Below are 13,565 nucleotides of genomic sequence, written 5' to 3'. Positions count from 1 at the left end.
TATATTGATCATGGGCATATTAGTAGCAGGATGTAATAAGTTTGTAGATGTACCAGCCCCGGTTGATTCTATAACCGGAGCCCGGGCTTTTGATACTGATGCAAAGGCCGATGCCGCCGTACGCGGGATGTACCTGTACATGGTATTAGGCAATACGTCGGGGTATGGCAGTACATCACCTGGTTTGGGCGTATGTTCTGATGAGTTATCACTTACAACAAACACAACCTCAAATGCATACTATCAATTATACAATAATGCTATTACATCGGTAAACTCGTCTATCTATAATTACTACTGGGCGCCTATGTATAACGTTATCTACACAGCTAACGCCATTATAGAAGGTTGCGCAAACTCTACAGGCATGAGTGCTGCTGCCAAGATACAGTATACAGCCGAAGCCAAATTTTTAAGGGCCGTAAATTATTTTTACCTGGTTAATTTGTGGGGCGATGTACCAATGCCTGTAAGTAGCGATTATACTGTAAACGAAAACCTATCGCGTACTCCGGCAAGCCAGGTTTACAGCTTAATTGTGGCCGACTTGCAATATGCTCAGGCTAACCTGGCTAAAACTTATTTAGGAGGTGCGCTGCGCTATCGTGCAAACAGGTATGCTGCCAGTGCCATGCTTGCTCGCGTTTACCTCTATCAGCAAGATTGGGCCGATGCTGAAACTGCTGCGACAGATGTTATAGATGGTGCAGGCAGCTCGGTGTATGCAATGGAGCCTACTTTAAATAACGCATTTTTGGTTACCAGTAAGGAAGTTATTTTGCAGATAGTGCAACCTGCTACCAATCTTTATACCTGGGATGCTTTTAATTTTGTACCAAGCCTGGCCACCAGTTTGCCAAATTATCCAATTACCGATGCCTTGTATTATTCATTTGAAACCGGCGACCTGAGAAAGACTAACTGGATCAAAACCATTACTATAGGTACTGTTACGGCTCATGCGCCATACAAATACAAGTTAACATCGGGCACTACCGCCACGGCTAGCCGTACCGAAGCGTTAGTATTTTTACGCCTTGGCGAGCAATATTTAATACGCGCCGAAGCCAGGGCTCAGCAAAATAAATTAGCCACCGCCATTACTGATCTGGATGCAGTACGCCATCGGGCCGGGATTACTTTGATAGGAACAACGCAGCCAAATATTATTCAAGCAGACCTGTTAACCAAGATAGCTCACGAAAGATTTGTTGAGTTGTTTGCAGAACAGGGCCATCGCTGGCTTGACCTGAAACGCACTGGGCAAGCGGATGTAGTGTTAGCAGGTAAACCTAACTGGACACCGCAGGCCCAACTTTTCCCTATCCCCGCTACCGATATCACCAATGATCACAACCTGGTTCAAAACCCTGGTTATAATTGATCTTACTACATCTTAAAATGAAAACCATGAATTTTAAAAGTTTTAAAATTTGCTTGTTAACCCTTGCGCTACCTGTAATGGCACTGGCACAGAATGATCCGTTTACCGTTACTGGTAAGGTAGCAACATCGCACAATGGCGATGTTGTTTACCTTGTCTACATAAATGGCAAAACAACTGTTAAGGATAGTACTATAGTTAAAGATGGCGGCTTTACCCTTACCGGTACTATACCTGCTCCACAGGTTGCTTACCTCCGTATAGGTAAAGTACAGCCAGCTAACAACATCGATTTTTACTTGTCGAAAGAGAAGGTGACCGTTACCGCTACCGACTCATTAAAGTACGCCACAGTAACCGGTAGCAAGCTTGCCGCGGATTATAGCCGTTTAATGGAAAAATTGCATCCTTTAATTAAGCAAAGAGTGCTGGCACAAAATAAATATGTAGCCATTGCGGCAGCTGATAGAAAAGGAGCAGAGGGCGTGGCTTTGGTGGCCCAGATCACGGAGAGCAGTAAGCAGATGAGCGCGGCTATTTATGATTTTGTGGATCATAACCCAACATCATACGTGTCACTTGATTTTTTGGAGAAGGTTGCCGGCTCGGTTATCAGGTACGATGTAATTATGCCGCACTATGAAAAGCTGAACGCTGAGTTGAAAAGTACGATATCAGGCAAAGAGTTTGGCGAAAAGATTGAAGGGTCAAAAGGGATACAGGTTGGCAATGTTGCAAAAGGCTTTGAATCAACCACGCCAGACGGTAAAACGCTGGCCTTAAAGGATGTGGTGGCAACCGGCAAATATACACTGGTTGATTTTTGGGCCAGCTGGTGCGGCCCCTGCCGTGCCGAAAACCCTAACGTGGTAAATGCTTATGCAACTTATCATGATAAAGGATTTAATATTCTGAGTGTATCGTTAGATACCAAGGGCGAGAACTGGAAAGCCGCCATTGCCAAAGATGGGATGCCCTGGAACCATGTATCAAGCTTGCTGGGTTGGAAAGAGCCTGCCGCCGTGTTATATGGTATACAAGCTATCCCGCAAAACGTTCTGTTAAATTCTAAAGGCGTGGTAGTAGCCACCAACCTGCGTGGTGAAGCGCTTTTGGCTAAGCTGAAACAATTGATGTTGTAATTAAAACCTCCACAGTTCAAAAAGCACATCTCCCCGAAAGGAGAGGTGTGCCTTATTTATCTATCTAAAAAAACACCCCATGAATTTTAAATATTTTAAGATTAGCATACTCGGTGCTTTGCTGCCTTTTATGGCCATAGCACAAACCGCCAATATTACCATTACCGGAAAAATTGATCCATCGCATAATGGCGAAAAGGTTAGAATTATTTATGGCCTTACTTTACGAAATATACGTTTGGATAGCGCCACGGTTACAAACGGCCACATCGCATTTAACCTGCCCAATGTTCCGCCACAAGTGGTAACTATAAGCAATGGTAAAAAAATACCTTTTGATCGTTTGTCCATATACGTAAACAAAGAAAACATTACTCTCACTACTCGGGATTCGCTTAAACTGGCCGTAGTGAAAGGCGATAAGCTAACCGAAGATTACAGTCGGATGAATGCCGCCATAGTTAAATTACAAGATCAGGAATATGAATACATGGCTAAATTAAGTGCCATACCGGTAAGTGAGCGCAAAACCAACGAAGCCGCATTATCAATAATGGCTAACCAGCAGGATATTAAACTACGCATAAGCGAAGCCACCTATGCTGCAATTGATGCCAACCCAAATTCATACATATCATTTGAGTTTTTGAAAAATATAACAGGTGGCACTATTAAATACGATTTGGCCATGCCCCACTTTTCTAAACTAAGCCCCGAGATTAGAAACTCCAAAGAAGGAAAAGAATTTGAAACTAAAATATTGCTGGTGAAAAACCTACGCTCAGGTTTAAAGGCGGCAAATTTTGAATCAACCACGCCTGATGGTGCAAAATTAAGTTTACAGGATGTGATTGCGAAAGGCAAATATACCCTGATTGATTTTTGGGCAAGCTGGTGTGTGCCCTGCCGTGCCGAAAACCCTAACGTGGTAGAAGCTTACAATAACTATCACAACAAGGGGCTTAACATTTTAAGTGTATCGTTAGATACCAAAGCCGATGCCTGGAAGGCCGCCATAGCTAAAGATGGCATGCCATGGAACCATGTTTCGGGTTTAATAGGCTTTAAAGAGCCTGCTGCCGTGTTATACGGTATCCAGGCTATCCCTCAAAATGTATTGGTTGATGCCAATGGCACCATTGTAGCAACCAACCTTCGCGGGCCGGATCTGCAGCAAAAGCTAAAGCAAATTTTTGCTCAGTAATAATTCTTAGTTTTTAGTGTGTGTTGGGGTATTAGTTGCCGTTAGGCAATTAATACCTTTTGTGCTATCAGGCTATCAATGTACTGGCCTATGGTTTTAATGGTGGCACTTTCTAAAAAATCTTCGTTACGCTGCATCCATTCGTTACCTGCTTTAAAAAGCATGGCAATACGGCCGTCGGCAAATTCTACCTTCCAAACCTTCCAGCTTTTATATTTATCTACAGTAATGCGTACTAATTGTGATGTGTTGGCTAACAGAACTTTGTATTTCATGATCAATGTTGTAGTAGTTGAGTAGCGTTTTTACCATAACCTTTTTGATTTGACAGATGTTGTTGTAAAGACGTTCCGGACAGAACAATATTATACAACCACAGGGTAATTAGCGTTAAAATTGTGTTAAACTATTAAAAATTCCATTTATATAACCCTGAATATGGATTTGTATAGGCTATCACTATGGGATAAGCATAGCTTTAAACGCATTACAATCTCCCCGGAAAGTATCAAAATCCACCGTATGGTGAATACCGTTCACGGTTGCCTTACTGCTGTGCTGCCAGAATTTTCAATAGTTGGCTTTATCAATGTAATCTTCCGGTTTATCGTAGTGAGCTATCCATAGCGGGTATTCATCGTAAAACCCTTTTAAGTAATCACGGTAAAAGCTTAAGCCAGAATAAATAATAAGTTTTACCGACGTGCGGTGATTAATGGTGGGCATACCTGAATTCAAAGCCAATGCCCCGGACGGTTTCCAGGCTGATGTTCGCGTCGGCGCTTAAATACTTCCGCAATTTGCTGACAAAGACATCCAGGCTGCGGCCCGAGAAATAGTCGTCGCTTTTCCAGATATGCAGCAGCAGTTCATTGCGTTTGATCAGCCGGTTGCGGTTCGCGCAAAAATACAGTAGCAGCGTGGCCTCTTTTTCCGTCAGCCGGGTATCGCCCGTCACGTGGCGCAGCAGCAGGCTGGGGTGGTCAAAACTATAGCTGCCGATTTGTAATAGTTCGGGAATTACCGTTTCAGGCGGCTCCGTGCGTTTCAAGATATTCTTGAGCCGCAAGACGAGCTCCTCGACCTCGAAGGGCTTAACCACATAATCATCGGCACCAAGGCCGAGCCCCTTCAATCGGTCTTCTTTCTGGTTCCGGGCGGTCAGGAAAATAAAAGGTATGCCCGGATGTATCCCGGTGATCTTTTCGGCAAGGGTAAAACCATCCATCACCGGCATCATTACATCCAGTACACAGATGTCCGCGCTTTCCGTTTTAAAAAAGGCGAGGGCCTCCGCGCCGTTCATTTTCCAGCTGACTAGGTAGCCTGCCAGTTCCAGGTATTGTTTAAGGATACCGCCGAAATCCGGGTCGTCTTCTGCTAACAGGATATGTTTGTTCATCGGGGTAAAATTAAAGTAAAAGTGCTGCCCTGCCCGGTGCCGCTTTGCAGCCGGATATTCCCGCCGTGGGCCGTAACCACCTGTTCACTATAGTAAAGGCCAAGGCCAAGGCCCTTGGTAGTATGGATGTCGCCCTTTTCGGCGCGGTAGAATTTCTCGAAGATACGGGACTGGTCAGATTCGGTAATGCCTTTACCGTTGTCACGGATAGCGATGCGGTAAGCATCCGTCTCCGCAACCGTGGTAACGATGACCTGCCCGCCGCCGTATTTGACAGCATTGTCCAGGATATTGACGATGGCAGTGGTCAGGTGGAAGCGGTCGGCTTTAATTGCAGCTACCTGGCTATCCAATTCGGCAATCAGTTCGGTCTGCGGGCTGCTCAGCTTAAAATCTCCCAGAAGTTCGGTGATAAAGGCAGGCATATGGACCAGTTCCCGATGTAGCCGGAGCTGCTGTGGCCCGGCGGTATGCGAGATTACCTGCCCGATCAGTTTCCGAAGCCTTTGCTGCTGCCGGTCAATGGTGGCAACCGAGTTATCCAATACCGCGTCAGGCTGACCGGCAAGCCTTTCTTTAACCGTGCTGAGCGCAACGCCCAGGGTAGCCAGCGGGGTGTTGAATTCATGGGTGATGTTGTTGATGAAGTCGGTCTGCATGTCCGAGATCTTCTTTTGGGTGATTAGGCTCCTGATCGACAGGTAAAAAAGCAAAATGACCACGCCCAGCAGCAGCACTGAGAAGATGAGCAGGCCCAGCATCTTCCGCAGGATACTGTTTTCGCCCCCGTTGATGGCGAAGCCGGAGCGGGAAGTAAAGTTACGGACTAGCCCGCCGTTGATATTGTTATCCGTGGTCAGGTCATGGATGACCAGTTGTTCGCCGTACAGCTGACCACTGCCGAACCAGGGCCGGTCGGTCAAGGTAAATGTTTGGCCGGAAGGGCTTTCCAGCAGGACCTTGCTGATCACCACCTGGTAAACCGTGCGGTACTGGTGCAGTACCGGGTTGGAATTGATATATTGGGCTACCTTTCTGCTCAATACCGGGGCCCCGGAACTGAAAAAACTTTGGGCAGCGGTGATACCCCGCGCGCGCAGCAGGGCGTTGCCATGCACAAACCAGGCATTCCGGACCGAATCGATATTGATCAGGTTCTCCATCCGTATCAGTTCCAGGCGTACCGCGCTTTGCGCTTCCTTCTCTTTGAGGATATACGTATTGTAAATAAAATAAGACTGGATCGCCGCCAGCGCCGTTATCGCCAGGCTGCATCCCCAGATCAGGTATCTTATTTTGCGCTTCATAAATTCAAAGATAGTCGGGTCCGGTGATTTATGTGCAGGAAAGGGCGGCATTAACATTCCGTTAACCAAGCATTAACCCAATCCGGGCTTTCGTTAAGTGATGTTTGCAGCAAATCAAAAGATGATGCGCCGATTTATTTACTTATTACTGTTATTGCCGCTGGCCGGGTTCAGCCAGTCGATCAAATTGTCCGGTCAGCTACAAGACGAAAAGCACCAGCCGGTTCCTTATGCCACAATTACCTTGAAGCACCAGCCGGATTCCCTGGTTTTTAAAAACAACCTTGCCGACAAAGACGGGCGGTTCGCCTTCAGCGGTATCAGCAAGGGCAATTATATTTTACAGGTAAGCGCTGTCGGTTTCCAGGCGCATCAGCAAAGACTTACGCTTTCCGGGGATGCCGTTTTGCCGGTCATTGTGCTGAAGGAGGAATTGACCCAGCTTGGGGAAGTGACGATTGCGGCCAAAAAACCCACGGTCACCCGGAAGATAGACCGGGTGGAATTTAACGTGGAAAATACGGCGCTGTCATCTACCAATGCCTGGGAGATCGTTAAACGCGCGCCGGGCGTACAGTCGGGCGGTGGTGAGCTGTCCATCCGGGGCAGCAAGGGTATCCTGGTGACCATCAACGATAAAAAAGTTTACCTGTCTGGCGATGAATTGAAAGCTTACCTCGAAGGCACCAATGGCGGGGATGTAAAATCTGTGGAAGTGATTACCAACCCACCTGCCAAATATGAAGCTTCGGGCAGCGCGGTTATTAACATCAAGCTGAAAAAGAATACCCAGGCCGGTTATAAAGGCTCGCTCGCCGGGAGTTATGTACAGGGCATTTATGCGAAAAGCAATGTCAGTACCAGCCAGTATTACAAAACGGAAAAGTTGTCGCTCTCCGGTAGCTATACCTTCGGCAACGGAATATATTATAACGAGATCAAAGAAGTGACCCGCTATACCGCCGGGCAGCAGACCTGGGAGGATGAACTCAGGCGTAAGAATTACCGGGATGCGGAACATACCTACCGGGCGGGTTTGGACTATGCCATCGACAGCCTCAATAGCCTGAGCCTCGGGACGGACGGCTATATTGCCCGGCAGAACCATGCACAGTACAATGTACCTACCCGGATCTACGACCAGGCGCACCAGTTGGTCTCTTATTTCGAGACACAGAATAACCGGCTGGCACCTAATCATAACGGTTCTTACAACCTGAATTACGAGCACCTGTTTTCTGGCAAAGAAAAGATCAGCTTAGGGACGAACTATACCGATTACAGAAGTGAAGCTGACCAGGATGTACGCACGGCCTATTATTTTGTTAACCCTCGCGACGCCCGTTTTACCACCGATAATACCCAGCATATCCGTTTATTCAGTACGCAGCTGGACTACAGCAAAAAAAGCAAACTTTTTGATCTGGAAACGGGTTTTAAGTACAGCCATGTCAAAGCGGCCAACGGGGTTGATTTCAGGCGGGACACGCTGGGCGGATTGGTCAATGATCCGGCACTGAGCAATACTTTTGCCTATAATGAATCAGTCTCTGCGGGATATCTGAGCCTGAACAAAGACCTGAAAAGTTGGAGTTTCAAAGCAGGGCTAAGAGGGGAATATACAGCCATTAACAGCCGTTCGGTAAGCCCCTCGGAGCTGAATAGCCAGCATTATTTCAACCTGTTCCCGACCTTGTTTATCCAGGATAAATTATCCCCGGATCATCAACTGGGGTTCTCCTATGGTAAACGGATCAACCGCCCGCAATACAGTTACCTGAACCCATCCCGGAGCTATTTCAGCCCCAATTCCTACCTCGTGGGCGATGCCCGGCTGAAACCGGCTATGACCGACCAGTTCAGTCTGAATTATGATTACAAGGAAAATTATCATGCGCAGTTGTATTACATCAGCGAGCGTAACCCGACCATACAGCTGCCCTTTCAGGATAACGCGACCAATACGCTGATCCAAAAAGTAACCAATATTCCCGGTAACCATTATTATGGTGTTGACCTGAGCACCAGTTTACAGCCCGCAGCCTGGTGGTCTGTGGATGTGCAGGCCGGGCCGGGGCATGTGGAAAGCAGTTTCGGGCTTGCCGATGGTACGGTATTGCATAACCGGGCTTTTACGGTTAATGGCAGCCTGGACAACCAGTTGACGGTCAATAAAAAAGCCGGTTTTACGGCGGGGATCAATTTCAGCTTCAATACCGCCGGTGTGCAGGGCCCTGCACGGGTGAGCGGTACGAGCAGCCTGGGTTTCAGCGCCCGGAAAAAACTATGGCAAAACCGCGCGGAGATCTCCCTGTTGGTATCGGATATCTACAGGGGTGAAAAGATGAAGGTCAGTTCAAACTATGCGGACCAGCATAATTATTTCACCTATTATGGCGACAGCCAGAACCTGCGCATCAGCTTTAAATATAACCTGGGTAACACCGGCTTAAAAGCGAAGGCTGCAAAGGCGAAAACGGAGGAACAAAACCGCTTATAAAAAAGCGGTTTAATGTACACGCAAAACCTTTTATCATCTTTACTGGTTTTGGATTGATACAACTAATTCATGACGACCGAATGTTTTAGACCGTACCACTTTGTATCCTGATCCTGGTGAAAAACGGGCTGGATATAACAAGCCGCGATCAGCATATTGACCATCCTTTATTCCGGGAAGAAATCTCTCTCCAAAAAACAGCAATTATACGCTTTCGAACTTACTTCTTTTCGTCAATTAGCTAAATTTCCTGATCGCATCGGCGGTAACCGGGGTAAAAAAATTAATTAAATTACCATCCGGGTCCCGGAATAATAACGAACGATTGCCCCATGGCATCGTGGTTGGTGTTTGTACGATGTCATTAATAAAATCTTTGATTCTTTCATATTCATCATCAACATTCGCTACGCGAAACTCAATGATTACACTATGGTTATGGGCTGGCTTAACCAATCCCTCGCCAAATAGGCTCATCGTTTTGGTGCTCCCTATGGCCAAAGTAGCCGTGGGGGAAGCAATTTCTGCAAAGTCGTCTGTGTACCACTGTGCAGGTAGCCCGGTTACCTGTTCGAAAAACGGAACCAAAAGTTTAATGTTATCGGTTATAATTCTTAAGGATGTTAATTTCATGATATTGCCCTTTAATTAATTGTGTTGGGCAAAAGTAATAAGGCGCTATGACAGCAGTATGTCAGGGGTGTTGGAAGTTTTTTTCTTTATCTTTTAAATAGGATGCAAGCGTTAGTTCGTGGGGCTCGAAATGGATATGAAGTGGAGTTATACTGGTTATTCGGTCTAAATTAAACATCCGGTACGCTTTTCGTAATCTACAGTAGGCTATCAACGACCAATTTTCTTGCAGCGTGTAATACAATGCAAATGGTTCAATGTTTCTTTCCGTTGTTTCGTCTTTGTAGCCAGACCTGTAGGTAATATTTAAAACTTTAAAGGATGTTAATGCATTTTGAACCATTGTTAACCAATTGCTTGTGGTGGTATTGGGCATGGCGGGGCTAATTGCAATTCTGTTAGCCAACAATTCAATTTTATCTTTGGTTGCATATAATAAAACAGCTTTGATCTTATTGATCGCTTCGGAATATGCGGTAACCAGCGAACTGTCACTATTCTTCATCACCACCTGTTCAACCGTTATCAAAGCATTTGCCTCATCTTGGGTAAACATAACGGGTGGAATTCGATAACCTTCCAGCAATGCGTATCCTTTTCCGTCTTCTGTATAGATAGGTACACCTGCTTGTTCCAAAACTTTGATATCTCTATAAATTGTCCGGATGCTTACACCAAACTTTTCAGCAAGGGTGGTTGCGGTTAGCATTCTTTTAGTTTGCAATTGTGTTAAAATTGCCGTCAATCTCGAAATTCTCCTGGTATCCTTATTATTCATGTTCGGCTCATTTACGGCGTTTTCCATTTGGCGAGGGCTCAATTAGCGTTTGCGCCGTGTTAAAATACGGTTTTAATAACCTTATCCACCCCGTTAATCAGGTCGGCCACCTCCGCCGGTTCGGGTTCGCGTTTTTTGTTGACGGCGCACAAATCATAAAGCTCGGCCAGTAAACCGATGTGCCGGTAGGCCGGGAAATCAATGATCTCGTTTTTTTTAAGAACTTCGTTCAGGTCGGCGATGGTTTTCCGGCTTATTTTCAGTTGCCGGCGCTCACAAACCTGCTCCATGTGTTTTTCGAGGGCGATGGCGGCTATAGCCCCGGCTGCCCGCAAATGTTTGTTTTTGAGTAGTAAAGCTGCTTTATCCAGTTCGGCATCCAGCAAGGCGGCTTGCACCTCGCGCCGGATATCCAGCAGCGAACTATCCAGTGTTTGCAGCACCGCCGCGATGATTTGGTACTGCTGCTCGAAAGCCGGGATAGCCGCGTCGGGTCCCGCAACCACCTTTTTATCGAAGCCGGCGGTCACTATGGTTTCACTGAAATAATCGGCTATCACGTAATTGTCCTTATTAATCTCTTTCCGGTTCTTCGGCTTTTCATATAAGGCCAAAAAATCATTGTAGCGTAATGGGAGCAAGGTCTTTACTACGGCCGTGGCTTCGCTGTACCAGGGCTGGTAAGCGGACTTAAAAACCGGCAACCCCTTTTTAAATTCCTGGTAGTTTTTTTTAAGCACGTTGGTAAAATGCTGCTCGATTTGCTCGGGGAACTGCTCGTCTCTTATGGCGTTCAATAAGTTTACCCCTTGGGTATGCAGGCGCTTCACCTCGGCTTTCAACTGCTCTAAATCGTTTCTCATATCGGCGGCAAAAATAATAAAAGTCGCCAAAGCATACTGCCGGGCAACGTTTCTCCTAAATATTGTGCGTTATGGTTTTAACAAAAAGGCCTCAACGATATTAATATAGACATTTGGTTCCTCAAACATAGGTGCGTGTCCGGAATATTGCATTTCCACAAAAGTGGCATTTTTTATGAGTGAAGCAACTTCCTTTCCGTCAGCAGGAGGGTTCAGGCCATCATACTTTCCGCTGATAACCAGTGTTTTTGCTTTAACTTTATCGAGCTGTTTTCTGAAATCGAAAGCACTAATAGCTTTATTGGCCGCATTAAATTGTTCGGGGCTCAGCTTTGTTTCAAATACCTCCAAATGGTTTTTCATCAGTTCGGGGTCATACACCATAAATTTTAATAGTTTTAATATGGTTTCGTGCATATTAAAACCCTTAATTTCTTCCTCATTTTCTTTAAACAAACGCTGTATCGAAGAGGTAAGTCCATTGGACTTTGTAACCGTTAATATTAACTTATCAATACGATCAGGCACTGTGATAGCAACCTGTTGAGCGATATAACTGCCCATGGATAGGCCAAGCAAATGCGCTTTTTCGAAGCCAAAATGATCCATGATGCCAATAATATCCTGCACATGATCTTCCATAGTGAATGCTAACGGCTTATCTGACTGTCCGTGACCACGGCAATCCAATGCTACTGTTTGGAAGTTTTTCGACAGTGGTTCAATTACATTTCTTAAATGTGCCTGGTGATCGCCGCCGACGCCATGTATTAAAATAATAGGAAACCCAGTTCCTTTGACTTCGGTATAAAGCCTGATACCATTGATTTTTATAAGTTCCATATAGATTGTTTAAACGTGTTTTGCCATGAAAAGGTATACTTCCTGAAAAATGTAAACATTAAACTACTTTATAAGATTAGTGCCTCCGTTTCTATAACACTGTTATCACATTTAATTATTGCCCTGCATTTAATTGGCGGGGTATGTAGCCCAAATAATCAGGAATATTTTATTCTGGACAATATGCAGGAGGGTTACGAAGAAATTCCGGCAATAATAACCGGCATTTATTATTTTGAGGGCAAAAAGATCCCGGTCAGATTTGGATGGGTCAAGCATCGCAAATCATAAAAGACTATTCTTTATAGATATCGAAACGGCCGAACGGCACTTTACAAAATTTTTAACAATACTTTGAAATATAAATTCTCATCCAGTCAAGAAGAAAATACGAACAATAACAAACTGTACGGTGATTGTAGCGATTAGGCACAGAATTGCGTATTACATAAAAATCAAATTACATTAACCGTTGCAAAACTTGCTTTATGAAAATCACAAATTTACATTTATTGATATTATTGCTTGTCCTAATGGCTGCCGTAAACTTGGCCAACGCCCAAACGAAAGTTGGTATAAAAGCCGGGGTGAACTTTTCTAACGTAATGATGAAGGATGAAAATGGCAATAAAATTAACACCCAATCTGTGCCGGGCATTCTCCTGGGACTGACTGTTGATATACCAATTGCAGGTGACGTTTATATACAGCCGGCAGCGCAATATTCCCGTAAAGGATATAAGCAAGAAAACGGTGGCTTTTATGGCTCCGCCACCAACTTTAAAATTAATGCATCCTATATAGAAGTACCTATCAATTTGCTGTATAAGCCACGTTTAGGTAACGGCAAGTTATTGTTCGGTGCAGGGCCATATATTGCGTATGGAACTGGTGGTGATTGGACGTCGGACAATGATGCGGCTATTGGTGATATTGTTGTAGGGAAAAAGGGAGACGTTATTTTTAAAAACAATGCGATGGATGGAGGGGATATAAATTCGTATTTGTATGGAAAGCCACTGGATTATGGTTTGAATTTTTTAGCAGGGTATGAGTTTTTTAATAAACTTTCTGTTCAATTGGGCGCACAGTTGGGGTTGGCAAATTTACAGCCGCACGTTGACGGCGTAACACGCGAGGACAAACTAAAAAACTCGGGGTTCGGTATTTCGCTTGGTTATAAATTCTGATGGAAATTCAACACGTCCTTTTTAAGTAAAGGGATCACTGCTTTTTTTTTACATTTTGTGTTATTACCTTTAAAAATCATTTTTATACCATACAATGAAGCAACTCCGCATTACTATATATGTCCTCCTGATTTTTTTAGCGCCCAAAGCATTGATGTTTTTATCAACCGTTTAAGAAAGCACCTTGCAGCAGCCCCGTCCATTCGTGTTGGAAATGTGAATGGCGCAGGGGATTTAGGTTTTGTATTGAAGGACAGGCATAAACCCCAGTACGATCAAAAACGAACATCAACTGTTCGTTTCTGATACAAAAGGAGAG

The 13,565-nt window shown here is 45.0% G+C and carries 14 protein-coding genes; 6 read left to right on the top strand and 8 right to left on the bottom strand.

All coding sequences use genetic code 11. The features are described 5' to 3' along the window. The first annotated feature begins 10 nt into the window (after nt 1-10). The 3 genes from BDD43_RS20570 (at nt 11) to BDD43_RS20560 (ending at nt 3,730) form a co-directional block, all read left to right on the top strand. Nucleotides 11-1,384, top strand: a complete 1,374-nt coding sequence (locus tag BDD43_RS20570) for a RagB/SusD family nutrient uptake outer membrane protein (protein ID WP_162847129.1) — start codon at nt 11-13, stop codon at nt 1,382-1,384. A gap of 26 nt (nt 1,385-1,410) precedes the next feature. Next, a complete protein-coding gene (locus BDD43_RS20565) occupies nt 1,411-2,526 on the top strand; it encodes a TlpA disulfide reductase family protein (protein WP_162847128.1) in 1,116 nt (371 codons plus the stop codon). Nucleotides 2,527-2,605: 79 nt separating this feature from the next. Beyond that, nucleotides 2,606-3,730, top strand: coding sequence for a TlpA disulfide reductase family protein (locus BDD43_RS20560; protein WP_121199439.1), 1,125 nt, complete (start codon nt 2,606-2,608; stop codon nt 3,728-3,730). A gap of 41 nt (nt 3,731-3,771) precedes the next feature. On the opposite strand, the gene BDD43_RS20555 is transcribed toward BDD43_RS20560, so the two are convergent. The 4 genes from BDD43_RS20555 to BDD43_RS20540 form a co-directional block, all read right to left on the bottom strand. Beyond that, the gene (locus BDD43_RS20555) at nt 3,772-4,005 is read right to left on the bottom strand and encodes a hypothetical protein (protein WP_121199438.1); all 234 of its coding nucleotides are present in this window, start codon (nt 4,003-4,005) and stop codon (nt 3,772-3,774) included. Nucleotides 4,006-4,300: 295 nt separating this feature from the next. Continuing rightward, complete coding sequence (locus tag BDD43_RS20550; protein ID WP_121199437.1) at nt 4,301-4,456, bottom strand: GH25 family lysozyme; 156 nt, start codon at nt 4,454-4,456, stop codon at nt 4,301-4,303. Continuing rightward, nucleotides 4,443-5,132 carry a response regulator transcription factor gene (locus BDD43_RS20545; RefSeq protein ID WP_121199436.1) on the bottom strand — a complete coding sequence of 230 codons (690 nt, stop codon included), beginning with the start codon at nt 5,130-5,132 and terminating at the stop codon, nt 4,443-4,445. Before BDD43_RS20545 ends, BDD43_RS20550 begins: the two co-directional genes overlap by 14 nt. Then, the gene (locus BDD43_RS20540; RefSeq protein ID WP_162847127.1) at nt 5,129-6,439 is read right to left on the bottom strand and encodes a sensor histidine kinase; all 1,311 of its coding nucleotides are present in this window, start codon (nt 6,437-6,439) and stop codon (nt 5,129-5,131) included. Before BDD43_RS20540 ends, BDD43_RS20545 begins: the two co-directional genes overlap by 4 nt. Before the next feature lie 121 nt (nt 6,440-6,560). Between BDD43_RS20540 and BDD43_RS20535 the strand changes: the two genes are divergently transcribed. Beyond that, nucleotides 6,561-8,939, top strand: coding sequence for an outer membrane beta-barrel protein (locus BDD43_RS20535; RefSeq protein WP_121202060.1), 2,379 nt, complete (start codon nt 6,561-6,563; stop codon nt 8,937-8,939). Nucleotides 8,940-9,176: 237 nt separating this feature from the next. On the opposite strand, the gene BDD43_RS20530 is transcribed toward BDD43_RS20535, so the two are convergent. The 4 genes from BDD43_RS20530 to BDD43_RS20515 all read right to left on the bottom strand — a co-directional run bounded on the left by BDD43_RS20530 (nt 9,177) and on the right by BDD43_RS20515 (nt 12,056). Further along, the gene (locus tag BDD43_RS20530) at nt 9,177-9,572 is read right to left on the bottom strand and encodes a VOC family protein (RefSeq protein WP_121199434.1); all 396 of its coding nucleotides are present in this window, start codon (nt 9,570-9,572) and stop codon (nt 9,177-9,179) included. Between the two features lie 61 nt (nt 9,573-9,633). After that, nucleotides 9,634-10,350, bottom strand: a complete 717-nt coding sequence (locus BDD43_RS20525; RefSeq protein WP_121202059.1) for a helix-turn-helix transcriptional regulator — start codon at nt 10,348-10,350, stop codon at nt 9,634-9,636. Between the two features lie 59 nt (nt 10,351-10,409). Next, the gene (locus BDD43_RS20520) at nt 10,410-11,213 is read right to left on the bottom strand and encodes a hypothetical protein (protein WP_211339707.1); all 804 of its coding nucleotides are present in this window, start codon (nt 11,211-11,213) and stop codon (nt 10,410-10,412) included. A 69-nt stretch (nt 11,214-11,282) separates the two neighbouring features. Beyond that, complete coding sequence (locus tag BDD43_RS20515; protein ID WP_121199433.1) at nt 11,283-12,056, bottom strand: alpha/beta fold hydrolase; 774 nt, start codon at nt 12,054-12,056, stop codon at nt 11,283-11,285. 488 nt (nt 12,057-12,544) lie between these two features. On the opposite strand from BDD43_RS20515, the gene BDD43_RS20505 reads away from it, so the two are divergent. After that, a complete protein-coding gene (locus BDD43_RS20505) occupies nt 12,545-13,246 on the top strand; it encodes a porin family protein (protein ID WP_121199431.1) in 702 nt (233 codons plus the stop codon). A gap of 57 nt (nt 13,247-13,303) precedes the next feature. Continuing rightward, entirely contained in the window at nt 13,304-13,552 is a 249-nt protein-coding gene (locus BDD43_RS20500; RefSeq protein ID WP_121199430.1) for a hypothetical protein, read from the top strand. Nucleotides 13,553-13,565 lie beyond the last annotated feature (13 nt).

The organism is Mucilaginibacter gracilis (assembly GCF_003633615.1).
GTDB classification, from domain to species: Bacteria; Bacteroidota; Bacteroidia; order Sphingobacteriales; family Sphingobacteriaceae; genus Mucilaginibacter; species Mucilaginibacter gracilis.
Note: the sequence above shows the minus strand (reverse complement) of the source record. Positions and strands in the feature narration are given on the sequence as shown.